Genomic DNA, 23,026 nt, shown 5'->3' with positions numbered 1-23,026 from the left:
GCCACCTGACCTAACGGGTTAATCTTATCATAGTACATTGCTTCAAACTCAAAAGGCGATACATAACCCAGTGCACTGTGTACACGCTTTTTATTGAACCAATCTACCCAGTTTAGTGTCGCAAGTTGTACATCTGCTAAACCTTGCCAATCTGCTTTTAAATATTCAATCACCTCTGTTTTGTATAAGCCATTCACCGTTTCAGCCAGAGCATTATCGTATGAATCACCTGTCGTACCGACTGATGCTCGTAAATTTGCAGCATCTAAACGATTGGTATAGCGAATAGAAAGATATTGAACACCTCTATCGGAATGATGAATCACATTCTTTGGCATGCCTCGATCGTGCAATGCTTGCTCCAATGCATCGAGCACCATATCTGTATTCATCCGTGTAGATACTTTCCATCCAACAATTGCTCGTGAGAACACATCAATAATAAAGGCGGTATAGACCCAGCCTGAATGTGTTTGAATATACGTAAAGTCACTGACCCATAATTGGTCAGGTCGATCAGCACTAAAATTCCGTTTCACTAAATCATCTGCTCGTTTTTGATCATCTCGGCTACGGGTGGTTTGTTTATTCTTACCACGCCAAACACCTTGTATACCTAGCTTTTGCATCAATCGAGCAACTGTACAACGTGCAATAACATAACCCTCACGTTTCAATTTTTGCCAAACTTTACGTACACCATATCGACCTGAACTTTCTTTCCAAATACGTTTGATTTGCTCTGCATGATGTAAATCATGCAGAGCACGTTTCGCTCGATGTTCTGGGTTATCAACGAAATCTAAAGCCCGATAATAGGTCGAAGCTGCAATCGGTAAAATTCTACAAATCGCTTCAACACCATATAACGCCTTATTGTTATGGATAAAATCCACCATTATTTGTGTGGGCGGTCGAGCTCCGCCTGGGCGAAAAAAGCGGCTGCTTTACGTAGAATTTCATTGGCACGTTTTAATTCTTTAATTTCACGTTCCATTTGCTTCATTTTTTCTTGGTCAGATACCTGTTGTACTTTGGCGGGATTTTGTTGATCTAAGTATTTTTGATACCAAACACGAAGTGTTTCAGGAGTACAGCCAATTTTAGGAGCAATTGCGGAAACTGCTGCCCAATTCGATGGATAATCTTTTTCAGATTCAATTAGTAATTGAACCGCTCTTTCTCTAATTTCGGGGGTATAGTTTGGTTTTTTCATCGGAATAGTCTCTCAGAATATTGAGTCTCCGACAAACCCGGTACGGTTCACCGATCAGAATCAATCACATCCAGATAGCTGATACTCCCTTCACGATAACGCAAATGTGAGAGCTGATTGGCATGTTGGGATGAGGCAAGTGCTTGACCCTGAGCCTGTATTTGCTGATCCAGAATACGCTGATCAGACAAACCATTTTCAACCTCACGGAAAGCATTCAGCACGGTCTGTCGATAATTGGCGACACTTTGTTCATAGCCTGCACGTGCCTGAGCAACCCCTGCCTTACGTTGTCCGCCGTCAAAGAGTGGTAAAGACAAAATTGTGCCCGCAACAGGGCCGAGTAAAAAAGTTCGACTCGACCATTTACCCAAATCTCCTAAACTTGCTGATTCATAACCCAGCGCACCAGTGAGATCCAGTTTGGGGAAAAAGGCAGCACGGGCAATACCGATGCGTGCATTATTGGCTGCCATCGCGCGTTCTGCGGCAGCAATGTCAGGACGACGTTCAAGCAGCGTCGACGGTAAACCCGCAGGCAGGCGAATCGCAGTAGCAGACAATGGTTGAATCGCTAAGCTGAAATCAGCAGGGGGTTTACCAAGTAATACCGCCAATGCATGTTCGGTATTGGCTCGACTTCGTGCAATGCTGAGTGCATTGCTTTGCGCGGTCGAGAGTTCCGTTTGCGCACGTGAAACGTCTAGATCACTAACTAAGCCATTGCGATAGCGTGCTTGAATCAAATTGCGTGTTTCCGTGAGCAGCTTGATATTTTGTGTATAGATGGCTTGTTCGGCATCGAATTGACGAATCAGAAAATAAGCTTGAGCAACATCGGCTTGCAATGCTAACAGTGCAGAATGATACAAGGCTTCCTGTTGCTGTACATCAGCCGTTGCTGCATTGACACTACTGGCAATCCGTCCAAATAGATCCAGTTCATAGGAGACATTGGCTTGTGCCCGCCATAAGGTACGTGCAGATGTGGATGCATCCGAATCAAGTCCTAAAGACGCAGGTGAGGGCTTCTGACGGGTCGGGCCAAAACCTGCGCCAATACTGGGTAGGTGTTCAGCTTGTGCAGCAGACCTCAGGGCGCGTGATGCCTGAATATTGGCTACTGCGACCTTTAAATTCTGGTTACCGGCAATGGCCTGTTGTTCCAGATCATTCAATTGCGGATCATTAAAAATCCGCCACCATTCACCGCGAGACTGCGCATCGGAAGGTTGTGCGACGCTCCAGTTGGAATCATTCAATTGGGCATCCGCTTCTTTAAATTGCAGTGGAATAATCACCTTGGCCGGCTGATATTCAGGTGCCAATGAGCAGCCTGCAAGCAGCAGGCTTCCCATTAGTGAGGAGAGTATCCAGTGTGGTTTGAATCCTGTCATATCCTGCTCCTCAGTGATCGTGTGAACTGTGCAGTGGTGCTTCATGCACCGCTGCCGAATGCAGTTTATGTTTGCTGTTCAGAGTACGAATCAACACATAGAAGGCAGGGGTCAGGAATAAACCAAAGAAGGTCACCCCAATCATGCCAAAGAACACCGCAACGCCCATGGCATGGCGCATTTCAGCACCTGCGCCTGTTGATGTGACCAGTGGAACCACACCCATAATGAAGGCGATTGAAGTCATCAAGATCGGACGCAGACGTAAACGGCTGGCTTCAACTGCAGCATTGAATGCAGTCGCGCCCTGCATTTCCAGTTCTCGGGCAAATTCCACGATCAAGATGGCATTCTTACAGGCCAGTCCGACCAGTACCATCAAGCCAATCTGGGTAAAGATGTTGTTATCACCGCCTGTGAGCCAAACCCCGGTCAGTGCCGCCAAGATACCCATTGGTACAATTAAAATCACAGCCAATGGTAAGGTCAGGCTTTCATATTGCGCTGCCAAAACCAAGAACACTAGCAATACACTGATCGGGAACACCCACAATCCGGCATTACCGGCCAAGATCTTTTGATAGGTCAGGTCAGTCCATTCAAATTTCACCCCACGTGGCAAGGTTTCAGCGGCAATCCGCTCAACTGCAGCTTCGGCTTGACTGGATGAATAACCCGGTGCAGGGCCACCATTAATATCCGCTGCGGTATAGCCGTTATAGCGCACCACCATTTCTGGACCATAGGTTTGAGTGACATTGACCAGAGAAGACAGCGGTACCATTTGTCCTGCATTGTTACGGGTTTTAAGCTGTAAAATATCTTCAGGATTGGCACGGAATGGTGCATCGGCTTGGGCACGAACCTGATAGACACGACCAAAGCGGTTAAAGTCATTCACATATTGTGAACCGAGGTAAATCTGCATGGTGCTAAATACATCGGTCACCGCAACGCCTTGCTGCTTGGCTTTGACCCGATCCAGATCAACATTCAGTTGCGGTACATTGATTTGATAACTGGAGAACATCGGTCCCAATTCAGGTGCAGATTGTGCTGCCTTCATAAAGGATTGGGCTGCGTTATTTAACTCGGCATAGCCTAAAGCACCGCGATCTTCGAGCTGCAGTTTAAAGCCTCCCATGGTGCCGAGACCCATCACCGGTGGTGGCGGGAATACCGCAATATAAGCATCTTGAATCGCGGCGTATTTCTGATTCAAAGCACCAGCAATGGCATTGGCAGATAGATCGGCTGCTTTACGTTGCGCAAATGGTTTTAAAGTCACAAATACAATCCCTGCACTGGAACTGTTGGTAAAACCATTAATGGATAGGCCAGGGAAAGCCACCGCACTTTCGACACCGGGCTGTTTCAGTGCTGCATCACTCATTTTACGAATTACGGTTTCGGTTCGATCCAGTGAGGCACCATTGGGTAACTGGGCAAAGCTGATCAGGTATTGCTTATCTTGTGCGGGTACAAAGCCACCCGGAACGATATAAGAAATACCAATCGTTAGCCCAAGTAAAGCTGCATAAACACCCATCGCTGAGGCTTTATGGGAAATCACCCGACTAACGCCACGACCATATTGATCCGATGCACGTGAGAATACGCGGTTAAACAAGGCAAAGAAGCGTCCGAAAACACGGTTCATCACGCGAGTCAGGAAGTCTGGTTTGGCATCATGGCCTTTCAGCAACATGGCGGCCAAAGCAGGAGACAAGGTGAGTGAGTTGAAGGCCGAAATCACGGTGGAGATGGCAATGGTCATGGCGAATTGCTTATAGAATTGCCCTGTTAACCCTGTCATAAAAGCGAGAGGGACGAACACGGCAACCAGTGTTAAAGCAATGGCAATAATCGGTCCACTGACTTCACGCATGGCACGGTAGGTGGCATCTCTTGGACTGAGTCCTGCTTCAATATTCCTTTCGACGTTCTCGACCACCACGATGGCGTCATCGACCACAATCCCGATGGCGAGTACCATCCCGAACAGTGACAGGGCATTGATGGAATAACCAAAGGCCAGCATCAAGGCGAAAGTACCAATGATGGAAACAGGCACGGCCAGTAAAGGAATGATTGAGGCACGCCATGTTTGTAAGAACAGGATCACCACCACAACCACCAGTGCAATCGCTTCAAGCAGGGTATGAATCACCGCTTTGATACTTGAGCGTACGAATTGGGTCGGGTCGTAAACGATGTCGTATTTAATTGAGGTTGGAAAATCTTTGGACAGTTCCGCCATGGTGCTACGCACTTGGTCAGAGACCTGTAAGGCATTGGCCCCCGGTGCTTGGAAAATTGGAATCGCCACCGCCTGTTTATTGTCCAGTAATGAACGCAAGCCATATTGTGAAGCGGCAAGTTCAACACGCGCGACATCACCCAAACGCGTCACTGCACCATCTGCTGCCGTTTTTAAAATAATATCGGCAAATTCCTGTTCAGTACTTAAACGACCTTGCGCATTCACCGAGAGCTGTAAAGGTGAATTGTTCGGCGCTGCACCAATGGTTCCTGCGGCAACCTGAATATTCTGTTCACGAATCGCATTGACGATTTCAGTGGCAGTGAGATTGCGTTGTGCCACCTTTTGTGGATCTAACCATACGCGCATGGCATAGTCACCCGAACCAAACAGGCCCACTTCACCGACACCTTGCAGGCGTGCCAGACGGTCTTTGACATTGAGTACGGCATAGTTACGCAAGTAGGTCATGTCATAGCGATTATCGGGTGAGGTCAGATGCACCACCATGGTTAAGGTTGGCGAGCTTTTTAGCGTGGTCACACCAAGACGTTGTACATCTTCGGGCAAGCGCGGCAAAGCTTGAGAAACTCGGTTTTGAACCAGTTGCTGTGCTTTGTCGGGATCAATGCCAAGCTTGAAATTGACAGTAATGGTCAGGTTGCCATCGCTGTTGGCCTGAGACTGCATATACAGCATGTTCTCAACGCCGTTGATGGATTCCTCCAAAGGCGAAGCAACCGTTTCAGCAATCACTTTGGGATTGGCACCCGGATATTGGGCACGTACCACCACCGAAGGTGGTACCACTTCGGGGTATTCAGAAATCGGCAATTGGAAAACAGAGAGTAAGCCCGCCAATAGAATCAGGACGGACAGCACCCCAGCAAAGATCGGGCGATCAATAAAAAATTTAGAAATATTCATGCGGATTAACCTTTTGCCGAAGTTGGGGTTTTATCTGTAGGCTGAGGTTGTTGTGCTGTGTTATCGGTGATGATTTGAGGATTCGGCATAGGCACGAGATGTGCACTGACTGGATCACCCGGACGAATACGTTGTAAACCATTCACCACAATGCGGTCACCCACTTGCAGACCGCTATTGATGATTTGTAGGCCGTCTTGTTGCGCGCCGAGTTTTACTTCACGATATGCGGTTTGGTTTTTCGTATCAACCACTACCACAAAACGTTTATCCTGATCGACACCAATCGCAGTCGGGCTAATCAGAATTGCTGCGCGAGGTTGCCCACCACCCAGACGAATGCGGGCATACAGTCCAGGAAGCATCACCCCTTTAGGATTATCAAAGGTGGCGCGGACACGGATGGTGCCTGAGGTGGTATTTAAATTATTGTCGATCGAACTGATATAACCTTCACGGCTAAAACCAGACTCATTGGCAAGACCTAAATAGACAGGAACTTGGGCTGAATTGCGTTGATTGCTGATGTATCTTAAATAAGTCTGTTCATCGACATCGAAAGAAGCATACAGACGTGACACCGAAACCAAACTGGTCAGTACCTGTGCGCCATTGCCTGCTGAAACCACATTACCCACCGTGACTTCGGCACGGGAAATACGCCCACTAACAGGTGCGGTAATACGAGTATATTCCAGATTTAAACGGGCAGTTTCGACAGCGGCTTTGGCAGCTTGCAAGTTGGCATTGGCTGAGCGTGCTTCATTTTGCGCCTGATCAAGCTCTTGATGGGCAATCGCGTTACTTTGAATTAAGCGCTGGTTTCGGTCTAGGTTTGCAGAAGTATAAGTCACTTGTGCTTCAGCAGAAGCCAGTTGCGCTTTGGCGAGATTTAGCTCGGCTTCAAAAGGACGCGGGTCAATGGTGAATAATAAATCTCCTTTGTTAACCAAGCTACCATCTTTGAAGTGAACGGCAATGAGTTTGCCTGAAACTTGGGGACGAACGTCGACCTGATCAATGGCTTCAAGCCGCCCTGAATATTCTTGCCAGTCGGTGATGGTCTGACTGATAACACGGGCGACATCAACGGTTGCAGCAGGAGGTGCAGCTGCTGTTGGGGTGGCTTTGGCATCTGCATTTTCTTGGAAGAGAATAAAACTGCCACCCGTTGCAAAAATAGCAAGAATGACGGCAGACAGCGTCAGCTGTTTGCGAGAAATTGACATGGGATGCTCCTGGTTATTTGAATCCCTGTTTTCAGACTTTTTGTTGTGGTCTGTATGGGAGAAACAGGTTTATGGAATGAAAGGAGCATAAAAGTTTGTCAATTGTGAATAAATATACTAAATTTGATAACACTATTCGTATTTTTATAACAATTGTTGTGTGGAACTGAAAAAACACATCAATTCAGGAGTGGGCCTGTGGATCTATTTCATGCAATGAGAGTTTTCAATAAAGTGGTCGAAACCAACAGCTTTAGTCTGGCTGCCGACAGTCTGGGGCTACCACGTGCTTCAGTGACTACGACCATTCAGGGCTTGGAAAAACATTTGCAGGTTCGCTTACTGAATCGAACCACCCGCAAGCTCAGTTTAACCCCCGATGGTGCAGTCTATTATGACCGTAGTCTGAGAATTCTGGCGGATGTTGAAGATATTGAGGCGTCCTTTCATGATGAGGAGCGAGGCCCAAGAGGGCGTCTAAGGATTGATGTGCCTGTCTCGATTGGTCGTTTGATTTTAATTCCAAGGTTAAGAGAGTTTCATCAACGTTATCCTGATATTGATTTAGTCATAGGTATGAATGATCGGCCTGTAGACTTGGTTGGTGAGGCAGTGGATTGCGCGATTCGGGTGGGCGAGTTACAGGACTCGAGTTTGATTGCCCGCCGTATTGGCACGTTTCAGTGTGCAACAGCCGCATCGGCATGTTATTTAGAAAAATATGGTGAACCGAAGACCCTTGAAGATTTACAAAAAAATCACCAAGCCATTCATTTCTTCTCCAGTCGTACAGGACGTAATTTTGACTGGGATTTTGTGGTCGACGACCTGATCCAGAGTGTCAGTGTTAACGGACAGGTGTCTGTCAATGATGGCGATGCTTATATCGACTTGGCCTTACAAGGCTTTGGCTTAATTCAGGGTCCACGCTATATGCTGACCAATCATTTTGAGGCGGGAACTTTAAAGGAAGTATTACCAAAATGGACGCCTGCGCCAATGCCGATTTCTGTGGTGTATTTACAGAGTCGTCATTTATCTCAAAAAGTCAGAGTCTTTGTTGATTGGGTCGCGGAGCTGTTTGCAGGCTGTCCACTACTTGGTGGTAGCGCATTGCCGTTGGATCAAAAATGTGAGTTTGCCTGTGACCAGAAAACCAATCATGAATATACCATTCGGACGTTGGTAGAGCAGCATAATATTGCAGAAGCACGTGCCTTAAAGACTTAATAAAATATGAAAACTCAATGAGTAAGGGCTATTCATTGAGTTTTATTTGACCTAGATTTCACAAAGCAAATGAATATCTTCAGGCTCCAATTGCCATAACTGCTGATCTGGATGGTCTAACAGTTTAGCGCCGTATTTCATATAAAAATCAACGGTTCTCTTGCTGGGTGTTGCTGAAATATATAGCTGCTTAGCCCCGAGGCAATTTGCAGATGTTTTTGCAGCTTGCATTAGCTGTGTACCGATCCCTTGACCTTGATGATCGGCATCGACATAAAAGTAATGCAATAGTTTGGCATCTGGATAGTCATGAATGATTTGATTCGAGACCGCAGAGATCCCCAGCATTTGTCCATTTAGATCAAAAGCGCCCATCAATTCGGCTTTTTGCTGATAGAGCTGTTTTAATTTAGGCGGATCGTATTGGAGATGGTAATCATCCCATTGTTGTACGTCATAAAAGCAGTCTTCTAATTGCAGAGACTGTTTTACGTAGTTTTGGGTAATCAATTCGCGTCGACTAATCTGTTGCCAGATCAGGTCAATTTCTGAATATTGCAGTGGTCTTAAAATAATATTGATATTTTTTCCTCTAACGTTGGATGATGGTAAATTGGAAGGAATACATGTATGAAGGTAAAGAATATCGTTGATTTACCTAAGAAACAATCTGTTAAGCAAATCTACTGTTTCTCTATCTTACATCGAATTAATCTGGTGTATGTGATAAAAAAAAAGGACAATTGATAATGTTGATTCGATGTATCTATTCTATTTTAGCTTCAAGTCTTGTGCTGACTTTTTCAGGGTGTACCCCATCATCTCAGTCTCCCATTACCGCCAGTTATGGCCCTCAACCGGTATTACCAGAACCTCAATCGAGTTTAGTGCCGACCGTCAATATTGCCCCAGCTAAAGGTTGGCCGAAGGGTGTGATGCCGACGCCAGCAGAAGGTTTAAAAGTTCAGCCTTTTGCTCAAGGACTTGATCATCCACGTTGGCTCTATGTATTACCGAATGGTGATGTGTTGGTGGCTGAAACTGACGCACCGCCTAAGCCGGATGATAGCAAAGGGATTCGTGGCAAAATTGCGAAAAAGGTGATGCAACGCGCAGGGGCATCCTTGCCAAGCGCCAATCGTATTCGTTTACTGCGTGATACCAATGGTGATGGGATTGCAGATACCAATAGCATCTTTCTGGAGAATTTGAATTCTCCTTTTGGGATGGCTTTGGTTGGCAATGCACTTTACGTGGCGAATACTGATGCACTCCTGCGTTTTCCTTATCAGGATGGTGTAACTAAGATTACGGCGCAGGGCACAAAAGTCTTGGATCTTCCTGCGGGCAAACTCAATCATCATTGGACCAAAAATGTAATTGCAAATCCAGCAGGGACAAAGCTATATATTTCGGTGGGTTCAAATAGCAATGTGGCCGAGAACGGATTAGACAAAGAGGTTGGTCGGGCACAGATTCTGGAGTTTGATATTGCAACGGCTAAAGCACGACCTTTTGCCACAGGCTTGCGTAACCCGAATGGTATGGGCTGGCAACCTCAAGGCGGCCAGCTTTGGACGGTTGTGAATGAGCGTGATGAATTGGGCAATGATTTAGTACCAGACTATATGACCTCAGTCAAAGATGGTGGATTCTATGGTTGGCCCTATAGTTATTATGGGCAGCATATCGATACACGGGTAAAACCACAAAATCCTGAGAGGGTAGCCCATGCACTTAAACCAGATTATGCCTTGGGCAATCATACCGCATCTTTAGGTTTAGCATTTTATGCGACTGAATTGATGCCACAGTATCGAGGTGGGGCATTCATTGGTCAACATGGTTCATGGAACCGTAAACCCCATAGTGGTTATAAGGTGATTTTTGTGCCGTTTAGAAGTGGTCAACCTGATGGTGAACCGCAAGATGTGTTGACAGGTTTTTTAAGTGACAAAGGACAAGCCTATGGACGACCAGTTGGTGTTGCAATCGATTTTTCGGGTGCGCTTTTAGTGGCTGATGATGTTGGGAATACGGTTTGGCGTGTATCACCGATTGCTCAAACGACTTATGAAAGCCCGATGCAGGAACACAAAACCAATGCTTTAAAATAACATTAAAGATGCAAATTCTCGCATTAGATGTAGTCTGGCTCACTCATCTTCAACTGTTGGGTAGACAGTTATGTATTGTTTTTGTGACTTATTCTGTATTTTTCAATTAAATGTGTGATATAAATAACACTATTCACGATAGTTAATATCGTAGTCCCATACTCTTCCCCAAGAGTTTGGGATTTTTTTTATCGTAGAAATGCTTGAACGATCCATTTTAGCTGATCTGAGTAGTGTCGATACAGGGAATAGGGATTGCTTAGGTTTTGGAAAAGGTCTGAAAAACGTATTTTCCAGACCTGAATTGAAGTGGGCAGATTATTTCTTTTGTTTAAAACGATAGTTACATTTCAGACAGCGATAATCCTGAAAAATATTCTTGTCGACCATGACGCCTGCCTTTTTCCCAAAAATATTACCCACAACACCACCAGTAATGCCTGCGCTGATCGCACCGACAAAGGTTCCAACCGTTCCACCAACAATTACACCTAAAGGACCAGCAACGGTGCCAATCGCTGCGCCAACAGAAGCACCACTTGCTGCACCACCAACAGTCCCAGCCGTTGTTCCTGCGGCCATCAGTAACACGCCACCTGTTGTTCTTAGTAATTTGTCATGATTACGTGTTTCAATTTCAGTCGAACCACATTTAGGGCATACGATTGGTTTTTCCATAAAACGATCTATCCTGTCTTTCTTGATTGGGTGACTAAGTTGATTTTGCTTAGTCAGAGCAGTGAGTCTACATTATACTTTAGGAGAAAATATGTTTGTGCTGAAGGCAATTGACAACATCACTTTACAGTTTTGATTCTAGCGGAACAATGACATAAGTATTTATAGTTCATGTAAATGCTTTTGGCTTTGCTGTGCCATCCAGATGATGAATTTTTCTATCATTAGCGTCTGCTGTAGTTGAGCTTAATTGAGTTAAGAAGAATAAGGTGGAATGGGATTTCTTATTCTTCAAAATCAAATCCTTATGAGGGAGCACTAAGCAGATTAAGTATGAATGGCTTTCTTCAATTCGACTGTTTTATGTGAAAAATGGCTGAGTTGAAAAGCCAGCTCTTCAGCCTGTAGATAAGCATTTGCTAGAGACTTTAGATGCCGATCATCAGCAAATTCCTGATATTCAGCTGCAATTTCATAGATTTTTTCTACACCTAAATATTTGCTGACTGTATATAGGTGTGGAACCAGATGACTCATTTGTTCTCTAATCCCACCTTTTTCAAAACCAAATTCCCCACTAGAGCTAATAATGACCAGTGTTTTTCCTGATAAAAGCGGTTGTAATGGGAAATCGCCCCGCGAAAGATCAAAATCAAAGGTCTTATTCACTCGGGCGATTTGATCAAACCATGCTTTTAACTGAGCAGGCATGCCATAGTTGTACATCGGTGAGGAAATGACAATCAGGTCAGCCACGACAATTTCAGCAATCAGTTGATCTGAAAGCGTTAAGAGTTCCTTTTGTTCAGTGGTTCTTTTTTCTTCTGGTGTAAATGCTGCTCCCATCCATGCTTGAGTAATAAAAGGTGGTGGATTAATACCGATATCACGATAGATATATTCATCTATAAGGGAATGTTTTTCCCAAGTCTGGATAAAGCGATGGGCAATATTCTTTGAAATAGAATTATGACTTGGGTTTGGATTGGTTATGTTACGAATACTGGCATCGATATGTAATATTGTGCTCATTTAAAATGACCTTTAGGCGTTAAACAAGCACTCATTTTGAAATTAAAAATCTCCCTCGACAAACGAGTAAATTACAGTTATAGATGATTTTATTTCATCTATATGTTTTGGGGAGTGAACAATGCAAGTTTCATTACCAGCATTAAAAGCATTTGAATCAGCTGCCCGTTTAGGCAGTTTTAAATTGGCGGCTGAAGAGCTTGCACTGACACCGACAGCAATTTCGCATCATATTGCGAATCTTGAAGCGCGGTTCAATGTGGATTTATTCCACAGAGAAGTCAGAAAAATTGTACTCACAGAAGTCGGAGAGAGATTAGCAAAGCAAATTTCTGCAGGATTCAGGACAATTGAGGATGCTGTAGATGAGCTGGGGCGGGTCAGCCATGCGATTCGCATAAGTACTACCTCTTCATTGGCAGCACTGGTTTTAATTCCGGCATTGCATGAATTTTCAGAACACCGTCCAGAGCTTTCGGTTGAAGTTTCCACAGGGGAAGCATTAGACAATCAGCTCTATCATTTATCGATTCGGTTGGGCAATATCGCGGCTGTTCCAGCGTCTGAAATTATTCGCTACGAAACATTTAATCTATACGGCAGACAGCAGATCGATCTGTTAAACGCGAATGATGCGCCACTTGTTGTTTTTACCACGGCTTGGAAAAATAAAGCTTTGGCCGCACCACCCTTAGAACAATGGTGTAGGCAAAATGGTATCGCCTTATCGAAGATTGTGGTGAAAAGCTTTGATCAAGAGCTATTTGGCATTCAGGAGGCATTGGCAGGAAATGGCTGGGTATTTGCTTCTAGTACCTTGATGAACCGATTACTGAAACAGCAACAGATCCAGCAATGTCAGACCCAGTCAATTCAATCTGATCTCTGCTATTACATTCCAAATAAAGAAAATATTCACCATCAAAAAATGAATGATTTTATTGCATGGCTCACGCAAAAGTTAAATCAATAATCGAGCTGCTTCAGTACGGCGTTTGGATGCCATACTGAGTCAGCTGCGACAAGCAGGGCGTGGTTTTATGGCAAGAAGGTTTCTTGCAGATAACTCCACAGCATTTTGCCATCAATCTCTTCAATGAGTGCGCATGAGCGTCGAATCAGAACACCAGAGGCTTTGCTATGCTTTTCCGTATAGGTCAGCACAATTGCATCGGGCTTTTGCATCAAGACCTGTTCGTCATAGATTTCAATCTGGATATCGGGTATTTTGCCCTGATTATTGGCAAATAAGCCTTTTACCTGTTCGAGTGAAATACGCTTGCCTGCCGCACCGACCATTTCAAAATGATCAGCAAAATAGGCGATCAGTCGGGGAAGGTCCTGTTCAGCATGTTTGCCACTAAAAATGTTTTCAATCAGCACGTGCATGCTATGAATGCTTTCGATTGCTTGTTCTTTTACAAGGGCCATATTCATTTCCATTGAGAATATACTGAGTTTATTTTAAACCAAAAATAAATGTAAAATTCAATATAATTTTAAATTAAATTATTCGCTAGACTTCCTTCATAAATCATTTTTCAATCAATTTAATTGTTTATCTTTCACCCAATCTAAATTGTATATGCCAGCAAGTAAATTAAACCGCAGGTTTAATCTTTTACGACGATTTCTATATACACAAGATAAAATCTTAAAACATTTCATCCTTCCAAATACATGCTCTACTTGAATTCGTCTACGACCAATCTCTTTATTTAACTTTTTTAATTCAGAATCTAGTTTTTCAGTTTTCTTTGCTTTAGATGGCATGAGGCATCCAAAACCCAATTTCTTTATCCCTAAATAACCCTTATCAACGATAAAAAAGGGCTTAAATTTTAATTTCCTCATGCTTTTTTTAAATATTTTAAAATCATGCATGCTTCCATGACTTCCACATACACTCAGTATTTCACCTGTTATATAGTGCATAGATAGCTGAAATTTAAAGGTATGTCGCTTTTTTTTACCGCTATACCATTTCTTCTGTTTTTTTTGGACGTTGAACTAATATTTCAGTGGCATCAATCACAACAACTTCCCAATCCACTTCATCTCGATTAGGAAGTTGTTTTGGCAAGTTGAATTTTCCAGAACGGATTAAGGTATCTTCAATAACACGTGTGATACGAATTGCACTCGTTTCAGATACACCGTAACTCATACCAAGATGGAAAAATGTTCGATATTCTCTCCAATATTCTATACATAAGAGCAAACGATCTTCCAACGGTAATTTATGCGGTCGTCCTTTACCAATATGACGAGGTAAATGCTTATTTAGCTCGGCCAACATGAGGTTAAATGTAGCCCAACTAACACCGGTAAGCCTACGAAACTTAACGTTTGATAATTTTTGAATATCTTTGAATTTCATCCAAGGATTATCTCTTGAATTAAATAATTTTGCTGATTAATTTAAGATCAAATAAATTGTACGTTTTTTGATTTATGACGGAAGTCTGCTGAATGGTTAGAACTAAAGTGGAGTTTAGCGAGATAATATAAGAAATATTTGTTTTATCATAGGCTTAAATTGTATTTTGAGTGCTAGAAAATAATAGCCAAAAACCATAGCTCAAAAAAGGTATGACTATATACCTTAAATATTATGGAAAATTACATGTAAAAATAATAATCATAAGAGAAGGTAAATGCTTGTTGAAAATTGACCAGAACAGGGGATGAGTACTGGTCTTCTGAACTTTCAATAGGCAAATGGATTAGAAAAATGGCATGGACAAGGAAGAACAATGGATACGCATTCAACTGAGCTGAAACCAGCTCAATCAAATCTCTATGCATGGTATGTGGTTTTGCTCTGCATGCTGGCTTATATCTTTTCATTTATTGATCGGCAAATACTGGCGCTGATGATCGAGCCGATTAAAGCAGATCTCGGACTTTCAGATACGCAGTTTAGTTTATTACACGGTTTGGCTTTTTCACTGTTTTATGCCTTTATGGGCTTACCTTTGGCCTATCTGGCAGACCGTTTTTCACGACCAAAAATCATTGCCATCGGGGTGGTCTTTTGGAGTATTGCAACGGCATTCTGTGGGCTGAGTAAAAACTTTCTGCAACTATTTTTGAGTCGCATGGGCGTCGGAGTAGGTGAAGCTGCTTTATCTCCAGCAGCCTATTCAATGTTTAGCGATATGTTTAGTAAGGATAAGCTGGGGCGTGCTGTTGCAGTGTATTCGATTGGTTCTTTTGTTGGTGGCGGGATCGCTTTTCTGGTTGGCGGCTATGTGATTGGCTTACTGAAAAATATGGATAGCATCATGGTTCCAGTTTTTGGTGCGCTTAAAGCATGGCAAGCGGCCTTTATTATTGTGGGTCTACCGGGTGTCTTTATTGGTCTATTGGTTTTACTCACCGTGAGAGAGCCACAACGTAAAGGTCAGCGTCTCAATGCAGTCGGACAAGTCGAAAAGACCAGTATGAAGGATGCTTTCAAGTTTATTAAAAAGCATGGTCGCACCTTCAAATGTCACTACTTAGGTTTTACTTTCTATGCGATGGCGTTGTATTGCCTGATCAGTTGGTCACCTGCGTTCTATATGCGTAAGTTTGGTTTAACACCGACCGAAGCGGGCTATATGCTGGGTAGCGTGTTATTGGTGGCTAATATTCTGGGTGTGTTTTGTGCAGGCTGGCTGAATGACTGGTTTATTCAAAAAGGCCGTAAGGATGCCCCGATGATTACAGGTGTGATTGGTATTATCGGGTTAATTTTACCAATCATGATCTTTACTCAAGTCAATGAACTATGGCTATCAGTGGTTTTCCTCGTACCTGCGATGTTCTTTGCTTCATTCCCGATGCCGATTTCAACCACGGCCATGCAAATGTTGGCGCCGAACCAGTTACGCGCACAAATCTCAGCGGTATTCCTATTGATCAGTAATCTGGTTGCCGTTGGGATTGGCACCACATTAGTAGCACTCATTACCGATAAGGTGTTTGAAAATCCGCTCATGGTCGGCATGTCACTGTCGATTGTGGGCACGATTTCTTGTGTGTTGGCCTTTATCCTATTGAAAAAAGGCTGTCAGGCATTTAGTGACAGTATGCAGCAGGAACATGCATCTTGATTTGATGCTGCACTGAGTAGGTCACAGGCCCATTCATGGTAATGGGCTTTGTGCTTGCTTTGGTTGATTCATCACAAGGGAGTGAAATGATGCAAACAACTTTGAAATTGGATCATCTGCATTATCTGGATGAGTTGTTATTATTTAAATCTGATGATTATCAAACGATTAAAGATCGAATCAGTTACTATCTCTGCCCGCATCGCTTTGATGTTGAGACACATGAGCGATTAAATACTCGATTAAACGGTTTTAGTTTTGGTCGTGGTGCATTGTATGACTTGAAATATAGTGCGCCAGTCATGATCAACATTGAAGATAGCGCCGACTTTTATTTATTTCGAATCACACTGGAAGGGCAATGTCAGGTGGGAATCGACCAGCAACAAATCGTACAATCTGTGGGGATTATGTCAGTGACCCATCCGCATACGCGACAGCAGATTGTGACCAATCAGCATTGCCGTAATATTATTTTAAAACTGGCGCAACAGGATATCGAAACCCAATTATTTAACATGTTGGGATATCGCAGCCAGCAACCTCTGCATTTTGATCCTTCTTTATCATGTAGTGCTGAAGGTATGGATGCGATCATTGAAACACTGAATTATCTCTGTCATGCCTATTACCATATTCAGAACTGGAGCTTTATTTCAGCCAGTTTTAGCCAGTATTTGATTGAACTCATTTTGTTGAAAATTCCGAATAATTATACTGAACGCTTGAATGCCCAACGGCAACAGCTGCTGCCAAGCTATATTAAAAGAGCACAGCAATATATTCGGGAACATGTACAACAGGCCATTTCATTGTCTGATCTCGGTCAGTATTGCGAGGTGTCGATACGAACCTTGCAAAAAGGCTTTAGTCAGTATCTACAGCAAAGCCCAGTGGAATATATCCGTGAGCAACGCTTGGAACGGGTGCATTTGGCTTTACAGCACGCACAGACAGATGAAACCGTCACCGATATTTTACTGGAGCATGGCATCCAAAGTTTTGGACATTTCTCCAGCCTATATAAAAAACGCTACGGCTGCTTACCTTCGCATACTTTAAAAAAGGATGCTGTGCCAGTCAGTCAAATGCGTGCGTAAATGGAATATTCACTGCGCATTTGGATAAGATACAAGCTGTGGTCTCTTTTATGCTGAATTGAAAATCAATCAGCAGGAACGCACATGAAAATTACAGTACTCGGTGGTGGGCACGGATGTTATGCCGCAGCAGTCGAAATGGCAGAAAAAGGCCACGAGGTGGTGTTATGGCGTCGTGATCGTGAAGCTTTACAGCAGTTGGCCGCAACGGACGAGCTTAAAATCAAAGATTATCAGGGTGAGCGCGCAGTGAGTGTTGGCTTTGAAAACGGCCAGATCAAGCTATCAGATCATTTAGAAAAAGCTATTCAGCATGCCGAACTGATCATTATTCCTTTACCTGCCACCACGCATCAGGACTTGGCCAAGCAGGCGGCGCCGTTTTTTCAAGCAGGACAAGTGGTGTACTTACCACCAGCGACCTTTGGTAGCTTTATCTTTGCTAAAGCCATGCGAGAGGCTGGTAACAATACCCAAGTCGCATTTGCGGAAACTGGAACCTTACCGTATTTGGTGCGTAAGCATGGGGTCAATCAGATTGTGGTCAGTGCTTATGCGACCCGTTTACCGACAGGGGTTTTTCCAAGTGCCTTGTCTGAACAGGCATTTCAGGTTCTCAAACAGGCTTATCCAAGTGTTGAACCGATTGAAGACAGCCTCAGTGGTGCTTTGATGAATGCAGGGCCAATTATTCATCCACCGTTGATTCTAATGAATGCTGGACCGCTGGAACATTTTGAAGCTTGGGATATTCACCATGAGGGTACACAGCCCTCAATCCGCCGTGTCACCAATCAGTTGGATGCAGAACGTATGCAAGTTCGGGAAGCACTTGGCTATGCTGCACCGCATTTCCCTTTAGCCGATCATTACAACAAAGAGGGTGATGGTGAGGAATGGATGTATGGACGCGGTGCACATGGCAAATTAACCGATAGTGGTGACTGGCGTGAACACATCGACCTGCAGTCACATCGCTATATGCTGGAAGATACGCGTTTAGGATTATCCTTTCTGGTTTCGGTCGGACGTTGGGCGGGTGTCGCGACACCTGTGGCAGAAGGGCTACTGAATATTGCTTCTGCGGTGACTGGCAAGGATTTGTATCAGGACGGGCGGACTTTTGAGAGACTAGGATTGGCAGAGAAAAGCAAAGCCGAGTTGCACGTGATTTTGCAGCAAGGGGGGCTAGGATGAGCACAATTCAACAGGTTGCGGTATTGGGTGCTGGGCGAATGGGCAAAGCGATTGCGATAGCCTTTGCCTATGCAGGACTGAAAGTTGATTTGATTGATGCCAGAGCGCGCAGTGAAGTTGAGTTCGGGCAATATCAGAGCCAGATTCAAGCTGATTTGCAGCAGGAGTTAGGGTTACTTGAACAGATTCAATTTATTCAGCCTGAACAACAACTTTTTATTCTGGATCAGATTACGATTCTGAGTCGGGCTGGCTCTGTACAGCGCTTAGCAGGCTGTGATCTTGTAATGGAAGCCGTGCCAGAAGTGAAACAAGTCAAACAGGAAATTTTTGCTTGGTTAGACCAATACATTTCGCCTCATTGTATTGTGGCGTCGACCACTTCTACTTTTCTGGTCACTGATATTGCAGAGATGATTTCACAGCCTGAACGGGTGCTCAATGCCCATTGGCTGAATCCTGCCTATCTGATTCCTTTGGTGGAATTAAGTCGTTCAGAGCAAACTTCTGAGCGCGTGGTTGCGCAACTGAAAAGCTTTTTACAGTTGATTGGGAAAGTCCCTGTGGTGTGTCATGCCAAAGCTGGCTATATCGTGCCACGGATTCAGGCCTTGGCAATGAATGAAGCGGCGCGGATGGTGGAAGAAGGTGTAGCCTCGGCGGAGGATATTGATATCGCGATTCGGACAGGTTTTGGTTTACGCTTTTCGGTATTGGGCTTACTGGAATTTATTGATTGGGGTGGCGGCGATATCCTGTACTATGCCTCGCAATATTTACAAAAAGAGTTAGGCGAACGTTATCGAACGCCTGAAATTATTGCCGAGAATATGCGACAGCAACGCAATGGTTTACGAGAGCAGCAGGGCTTTTATGACTATCAGCAGGTCGATATTCCTGCCTATAAGCAACAGGTTTTGCATACTTTTTCAGATCGGATTGCCGCAAATCAGCTGAAGCCGCCGTTTAATATTTTAAATCAGTAACCGGCTCGATTCGAAGCTTTGCCCATCTCTGTATAGACATGGGCTTTTGTTGTTGTCTTAACTTGAGGGCATTAAATCAAATAGCTTTTTCAATTGACCGTTGAGCTGGTGCAATTCAGCATCGTCAAAGGCATTCAGAATCCCAGATAAGGTCACCTGACTGATCTGATTAATTTGCTCAACCATCTCTTTACCTTTGTCAGTGAGTTTCACCATTGAGATGCGTTCATCTGACTCTGAGGAGAACACCTGCACAATATCATCTTCAACCAGACGATAAATGGCTTTGGTCGCCGTGGTCAGCTTAAGGGTTGAAAGGTTGGCAATCTCGGTAATACTGGCTTGTTGCAGCGCATTGGTACTTAAAATAATTTTACGACGAGTATTGTCGATGCCTAGTTTTTTAATTGATTTTTCAATAAGCTGCGTGTATTTCCCATTCACTTGCGAGATCCAGAAAAAAGGATAGCTTTGTAAGCTGCTCGGTTCATTGTTGGGTAGAAATTGTTCTAAATGAGTAAGCATAGCCAAGTCATTACTTTTATAAAAATGGACATTCAGCATTATACAAAAATTGGAAACATTTTCTTGATTCTTCGTATCTAAAAATACTTGACAATTACATTACTTTTTCCGATATTTGTATTAAGTATAAAAATACATGGAAAAGTGAATGAATATTATTATACAAGAGGTACAAAAAGGCGCAGGTGCTTTGAAAGTCATGGTCAAGGATTCCATCGATATTCAAGGCATGCAGACCATGGCAGGCAGCAAAGCCTTAATGCAAAGCCAAGCTGCAACTCGCAATGCAGCAGTGGTAGATCGTATTCTCGCTGCGGATTGCCAAATTACCGCCAAGACCAATCTGCACGAACTGGCTTTTGGCATTACAGGCATTAACCATGTGTTTGGTACGGCAGTGAATCCAAAATATCCTGAACTGATTCCGGGTGGTTCTTCGAGTGGTTCGGCAGCGGCAGTTGCAGCAGGTCTGGCGGATTTCACCTTAGGCACCGATACGGGTGGTTCTATTCGTATGCCAGCAGCCTGTTGTGGTGTTTACGGTTTAAAGCCGACTTTTGGGCGTGTCAGCCGTGCAGGTGTACATCCAGCAACCAGTTCATTGGATTGCGTTGGCCCCTTTGCAAATTCAATCGACATGATTGAAACCGCAATGCAGATTATTGATCCAACTTTCCATCAATCTACCGAATTAACTCAGGCACCGAAACTGGCTTGGCTGGATGTACAAGCGGATTCTACTGTGGCTGAGTGCATCCAACACTATCTTGCTCAGGCTGATTTACACCCCATCCATGTGACGGTGAAAAGTTTTGACGCTGCGTTTGATGCAGGCATGCAAATCATCAATTACGAAAACTGGCAGGCCTATGGCGAGTTAACCCAAACAGGCTTACTTGGCACAGATGTTAATGCCCGTTTACTCAAGGCCGCTGCTACCACTTTGGCGCAAGTCGAGCAGGCTGAGCAGGTAAAAGCAAGTTTCACTGCTGAGATTGATGCCTTGCTCGATCAATACGACGCTTTGATTTTACCGACTTTACCGCAGTTACCGCCTAAGGTCGCAGAGGCTGAAAATACGGTGGCTTTTTTAAATCTCACCGGTCTGGTTCGACCTTTTAATCTTTCTGGACACCCTGCGATTTCAATCCCACTGCAAACCAATGAAGGTTTACCTGTGGGGTTACAAATCGTGGCAAAACACAATGCCGATGAATATCTGTGTGCTGTTGCGACATATATCGTGAGTGCAGCGCAATAAATAAATGACAAGGAATTAGGGAATGAATCATTTAGCGATAAAGGAATGTGTCATGGACAGCAACACAATCGACTTAGAGAGCTTATGTCAGGAAATTCGTGAACGTGCCTGTACAGGAGAGTTCGATAATCAGGCCTATGTCAGTCAGGACATAATTGAAAAGCTGAAACAGGTTGGCGTCTATCGAGCTTTGGTACCGAAGCGTTTTGGTGGCAATGAATGGTCACCGAAACAGTTTTGTGAATTGATCGAGCAACTGTCCAAAGCTGATGGTTCCGTGGGTTGGGTCGCAAGTTTTGGTATGAGTCCAGCCTATTTGGGCAGTTTGCCTGAAACAACGCTTGCGCAATTGTATAAAGACAGTCCAGACATCGTATTTGCTGGTGGCATTTTCCCGCCACAACCTGCCGAAATTACCGATGATGGCGTGGTGGTGAGCGGACGTTGGAAGTTTTCCAGTGGCTGTATGGGTGCAGATATTGTCGGTGTCGGGATTTCACCACAAAAGGACAATGAAGCCCAAGGTTTACCACGTATGGCGGTGATGCCAGCCAATAAAGCACAGATTGATATGACGTGGGATACGGTTGGTCTGAAGGGTACAGGCAGTCATGATCTGGTGGTGAAAGAGGTGCTGGTAGCGAAGGAATGGACCTTTGTCCGCGGTGAACCTTCAAAACTGCCTGAGCCATTTTTTAAATATCCATCTTTATCTTTAGCCACTCAAGTCCTAACCGTGGTGGGAATTGGTGTCGCAGCCGCAGCGATCGAAGAATTTCAAAAATTGGCACCGGGCAAGTCTTCAATTACGGGTGGCGCTGAAATTGCCAGTCGTCCAGTGACGCAATATGAATTTGCCCAAGTCGAAGCAGAGTTTAAGGCGGCACGCGTCTGGTTCTACGACACCATGCAGATTGTTTGGAATGAAGTACTGGCAGGACGTAACCCAAGCGCGGAACAGATCAGTGATATGCGTTTGTCTTGTACCCATGTGGCACGGGTTTGTGCACGTGTGACCCGCAAAATCCAGATGTTGGCAGGGATGACCGCGATTTATACCCATAACCCGTTTAGCCGTTTTGTGAATGATACCAATGTAGTGACCCAACATGCCTTTATGGGCGATGCCACTTTGCAAAATGCTGGGCTGGTCAGCTTCGGTATGAAGCCGGCACCCGGTTATTTATAAGCCAGATTTTATCAACTCGTGCGGCAACAAGGATGAATGACATGAATGCGCCAATGGATATAACGGAACTGTTACAACGCTTGCAACAGCTTGAAGCTCAAAATGCGATCCGTAACTGTATCAATCGTTATATGGAAATTTGTGATGCCTTGAATGCTGATACCGACCTGAATGAATTGATGGATTTATTTGATCAAGACAGCATTTGGGAAGGCATTGGTGAGAAATATGCCCAGTCTTTTGGCCGTTATGCGTCTTGGCAAGCCATTTATGGCATGTTCAAAAGTTATACCCAACAGCAATCACATTTTGTCATGAATGCGCATTTTGTCAGTTCAGAACAAATGTATATCGAAGCCGATCAAGCCAATGCCAGTTGGATGATGTTGCAGACCTCAACTTTCCGTGATGGTCGTAGCCATTTAAATGCCGCCAAACTCACGGTGCAGTTTAAACAGCAACAGGATGGACGTTGGAAGATCAAACATTTTCAGACTGAAAATATTTTTAGTCGCCCTGTATCTCACTGGGACAGCACAGCCATATTGCCAGTGCCGTCTCAGCAATAACTGATAATCG

The 23,026-nt window shown here is 44.2% G+C and carries 19 protein-coding genes, 2 pseudogenes and 1 other annotated feature; of the genes and pseudogenes, 10 read left to right on the top strand and 11 right to left on the bottom strand.

Features of this window, described 5'->3' with window-relative positions; translation table 11 throughout:
• From F895_RS15925 to F895_RS15945, 4 genes and pseudogenes are all read right to left on the bottom strand, one after another.
• A protein-coding gene (locus tag F895_RS15925) for an IS3 family transposase (protein WP_228128852.1) occupies window positions 1-1,216 on the bottom strand; the annotation gives its coding sequence in 2 pieces (ribosomal slippage) (window positions 1-931 and window positions 931-1,216; 1,217 coding nt annotated over the 2 pieces). This gene is flagged as partial in the annotation.
• Window positions 825-941, bottom strand: a sequence feature (AL1L pseudoknot). Its footprint overlaps the gene before it by 117 nt.
• A 50-nt stretch (window positions 1,217-1,266) precedes the next feature.
• A pseudogene (locus tag F895_RS15935) lies at window positions 1,267-2,613 on the bottom strand (efflux transporter outer membrane subunit); the annotation flags it as partial.
• A gap of 10 nt (window positions 2,614-2,623) precedes the next feature.
• On the bottom strand, window positions 2,624-5,803 hold the full coding sequence (gene adeG / locus F895_RS15940; protein ID WP_005239020.1) for a multidrug efflux RND transporter permease subunit AdeG: 3,180 nt from the start codon (window positions 5,801-5,803) through the stop codon (window positions 2,624-2,626).
• 5 nt (window positions 5,804-5,808) lie between these two features.
• On the bottom strand, window positions 5,809-7,032 hold the full coding sequence (locus F895_RS15945) for an efflux RND transporter periplasmic adaptor subunit (RefSeq protein ID WP_005239018.1): 1,224 nt from the start codon (window positions 7,030-7,032) through the stop codon (window positions 5,809-5,811).
• 198 nt (window positions 7,033-7,230) lie between these two features.
• On the opposite strand from F895_RS15945, the gene F895_RS15950 reads away from it, so the two are divergent.
• A complete protein-coding gene (locus F895_RS15950; protein ID WP_005239016.1) occupies window positions 7,231-8,262 on the top strand; it encodes a LysR family transcriptional regulator in 1,032 nt (343 codons plus the stop codon).
• A gap of 51 nt (window positions 8,263-8,313) precedes the next feature.
• Here the strand turns inward: F895_RS15950 and F895_RS15955 are convergent, their stop codons facing one another.
• Window positions 8,314-8,838, bottom strand: coding sequence for a GNAT family N-acetyltransferase (locus tag F895_RS15955; protein WP_026040229.1), 525 nt, complete (start codon window positions 8,836-8,838; stop codon window positions 8,314-8,316).
• Window positions 8,839-9,011: 173 nt separating this feature from the next.
• Between F895_RS15955 and F895_RS15960 the strand changes: the two genes are divergently transcribed.
• A complete protein-coding gene (locus F895_RS15960; protein WP_005239010.1) occupies window positions 9,012-10,379 on the top strand; it encodes a PQQ-dependent sugar dehydrogenase in 1,368 nt (455 codons plus the stop codon).
• Between the two features lie 318 nt (window positions 10,380-10,697).
• Here the strand turns inward: F895_RS15960 and F895_RS15965 are convergent, their stop codons facing one another.
• On the bottom strand, window positions 10,698-11,057 hold the full coding sequence (locus tag F895_RS15965; protein ID WP_005239008.1) for a C1 domain-containing protein: 360 nt from the start codon (window positions 11,055-11,057) through the stop codon (window positions 10,698-10,700).
• 327 nt (window positions 11,058-11,384) lie between these two features.
• Window positions 11,385-12,089: an FMN-dependent NADH-azoreductase gene (locus F895_RS15970; protein ID WP_005239007.1), complete on the bottom strand. Its 705-nt coding sequence runs from the start codon at window positions 12,087-12,089 to the stop codon at window positions 11,385-11,387.
• A gap of 121 nt (window positions 12,090-12,210) precedes the next feature.
• On the opposite strand from F895_RS15970, the gene F895_RS15975 reads away from it, so the two are divergent.
• On the top strand, window positions 12,211-13,062 hold the full coding sequence (locus F895_RS15975) for a LysR family transcriptional regulator (RefSeq protein ID WP_005239005.1): 852 nt from the start codon (window positions 12,211-12,213) through the stop codon (window positions 13,060-13,062).
• Window positions 13,063-13,127: 65 nt separating this feature from the next.
• On the opposite strand, the gene F895_RS15980 is transcribed toward F895_RS15975, so the two are convergent.
• The 3 genes and pseudogenes from F895_RS15980 to F895_RS15990 all read right to left on the bottom strand — a co-directional run bounded on the left by F895_RS15980 (window position 13,128) and on the right by F895_RS15990 (window position 14,469).
• Entirely contained in the window at window positions 13,128-13,520 is a 393-nt protein-coding gene (locus F895_RS15980) for a hypothetical protein (RefSeq protein WP_005238993.1), read from the bottom strand.
• Window positions 13,521-13,634: 114 nt separating this feature from the next.
• Window positions 13,635-14,027 (bottom strand): annotated as a pseudogene (locus tag F895_RS19300) (transposase family protein); the annotation flags it as partial.
• Between the two features lie 37 nt (window positions 14,028-14,064).
• Window positions 14,065-14,469, bottom strand: coding sequence for a transposase family protein (locus tag F895_RS15990; RefSeq protein ID WP_000669095.1), 405 nt, complete (start codon window positions 14,467-14,469; stop codon window positions 14,065-14,067).
• Window positions 14,470-14,845: 376 nt separating this feature from the next.
• Here F895_RS15990 and F895_RS15995 point away from each other — a divergent pair, with 376 nt between their 5' ends.
• From F895_RS15995 to F895_RS16010, 4 genes are all read left to right on the top strand, one after another.
• A complete protein-coding gene (locus F895_RS15995; RefSeq protein ID WP_005238990.1) occupies window positions 14,846-16,189 on the top strand; it encodes a spinster family MFS transporter in 1,344 nt (447 codons plus the stop codon).
• 89 nt (window positions 16,190-16,278) lie between these two features.
• Window positions 16,279-17,289 (top strand): AraC-like ligand-binding domain-containing protein, encoded by a 1,011-nt coding sequence (locus tag F895_RS16000; protein WP_026040179.1) that lies wholly within the window; start codon window positions 16,279-16,281, stop codon window positions 17,287-17,289.
• Window positions 17,290-17,373: 84 nt separating this feature from the next.
• Window positions 17,374-18,486 (top strand): NAD/NADP-dependent octopine/nopaline dehydrogenase family protein, encoded by a 1,113-nt coding sequence (locus F895_RS16005; protein ID WP_005238982.1) that lies wholly within the window; start codon window positions 17,374-17,376, stop codon window positions 18,484-18,486.
• A complete protein-coding gene (locus tag F895_RS16010; protein ID WP_005238980.1) occupies window positions 18,483-19,472 on the top strand; it encodes a 3-hydroxybutyryl-CoA dehydrogenase in 990 nt (329 codons plus the stop codon). Before F895_RS16005 ends, F895_RS16010 begins: the two co-directional genes overlap by 4 nt.
• Before the next feature lie 57 nt (window positions 19,473-19,529).
• On the opposite strand, the gene F895_RS16015 is transcribed toward F895_RS16010, so the two are convergent.
• Complete coding sequence (locus tag F895_RS16015) at window positions 19,530-19,997, bottom strand: MarR family winged helix-turn-helix transcriptional regulator (protein ID WP_010589967.1); 468 nt, start codon at window positions 19,995-19,997, stop codon at window positions 19,530-19,532.
• A gap of 148 nt (window positions 19,998-20,145) precedes the next feature.
• Here F895_RS16015 and F895_RS16020 point away from each other — a divergent pair, with 148 nt between their 5' ends.
• The 3 genes from F895_RS16020 to F895_RS16030 are packed head-to-tail and all read left to right on the top strand — an operon-like array spanning window position 20,146 to window position 23,016.
• Window positions 20,146-21,258, top strand: coding sequence for an amidase (locus F895_RS16020; RefSeq protein WP_005238972.1), 1,113 nt, complete (start codon window positions 20,146-20,148; stop codon window positions 21,256-21,258).
• A gap of 52 nt (window positions 21,259-21,310) precedes the next feature.
• Window positions 21,311-22,447 (top strand): acyl-CoA dehydrogenase family protein, encoded by a 1,137-nt coding sequence (locus F895_RS16025; protein ID WP_010589966.1) that lies wholly within the window; start codon window positions 21,311-21,313, stop codon window positions 22,445-22,447.
• 41 nt (window positions 22,448-22,488) lie between these two features.
• Entirely contained in the window at window positions 22,489-23,016 is a 528-nt protein-coding gene (locus F895_RS16030) for a nuclear transport factor 2 family protein (protein WP_005238968.1), read from the top strand.
• Window positions 23,017-23,026: the final 10 nt, after the last annotated feature.

The organism is Acinetobacter sp. CIP 64.2, assembly GCF_000369645.1.
Lineage (GTDB): Bacteria > Pseudomonadota > Gammaproteobacteria > Pseudomonadales > Moraxellaceae > Acinetobacter.
This window is presented reverse-complemented; position numbering and strand designations above follow the sequence as displayed.

What these genes read in the sequence shown, in the direction of transcription:
- F895_RS15960 (WP_005239010.1), top strand. Translation starts at nt 9,012, where the DNA reads ATGTTGATTCGATGTATCTATTCTATTTTAGCTTCAAGTCTTGTGCTG.
- F895_RS16000 (WP_026040179.1), top strand. Translation starts at nt 16,279, where the DNA reads ATGCAAACAACTTTGAAATTGGATCATCTGCATTATCTGGATGAGTTG.
- F895_RS16020 (WP_005238972.1), top strand. Translation starts at nt 20,146, where the DNA reads ATGAATATTATTATACAAGAGGTACAAAAAGGCGCAGGTGCTTTGAAA.
- F895_RS16025 (WP_010589966.1), top strand. Translation starts at nt 21,311, where the DNA reads ATGGACAGCAACACAATCGACTTAGAGAGCTTATGTCAGGAAATTCGT.
- F895_RS15945 (WP_005239018.1), bottom strand. Translation starts at nt 7,032, where the DNA reads ATGTCAATTTCTCGCAAACAGCTGACGCTGTCTGCCGTCATTCTTGCT.
- F895_RS15965 (WP_005239008.1), bottom strand. Translation starts at nt 11,057, where the DNA reads ATGGAAAAACCAATCGTATGCCCTAAATGTGGTTCGACTGAAATTGAA.
- adeG (WP_005239020.1), bottom strand. Translation starts at nt 5,803, where the DNA reads ATGAATATTTCTAAATTTTTTATTGATCGCCCGATCTTTGCTGGGGTG.
- F895_RS16015 (WP_010589967.1), bottom strand. Translation starts at nt 19,997, where the DNA reads ATGCTTACTCATTTAGAACAATTTCTACCCAACAATGAACCGAGCAGC.
- F895_RS16010 (WP_005238980.1), top strand. Translation starts at nt 18,483, where the DNA reads ATGAGCACAATTCAACAGGTTGCGGTATTGGGTGCTGGGCGAATGGGC.
- F895_RS16030 (WP_005238968.1), top strand. Translation starts at nt 22,489, where the DNA reads ATGAATGCGCCAATGGATATAACGGAACTGTTACAACGCTTGCAACAG.
- F895_RS15990 (WP_000669095.1), bottom strand. Translation starts at nt 14,469, where the DNA reads ATGAAATTCAAAGATATTCAAAAATTATCAAACGTTAAGTTTCGTAGG.
- F895_RS15970 (WP_005239007.1), bottom strand. Translation starts at nt 12,089, where the DNA reads ATGAGCACAATATTACATATCGATGCCAGTATTCGTAACATAACCAAT.
- F895_RS16005 (WP_005238982.1), top strand. Translation starts at nt 17,374, where the DNA reads ATGAAAATTACAGTACTCGGTGGTGGGCACGGATGTTATGCCGCAGCA.
- F895_RS15980 (WP_005238993.1), bottom strand. Translation starts at nt 13,520, where the DNA reads ATGGCCCTTGTAAAAGAACAAGCAATCGAAAGCATTCATAGCATGCAC.
- F895_RS15975 (WP_005239005.1), top strand. Translation starts at nt 12,211, where the DNA reads ATGCAAGTTTCATTACCAGCATTAAAAGCATTTGAATCAGCTGCCCGT.
- F895_RS15995 (WP_005238990.1), top strand. Translation starts at nt 14,846, where the DNA reads ATGGATACGCATTCAACTGAGCTGAAACCAGCTCAATCAAATCTCTAT.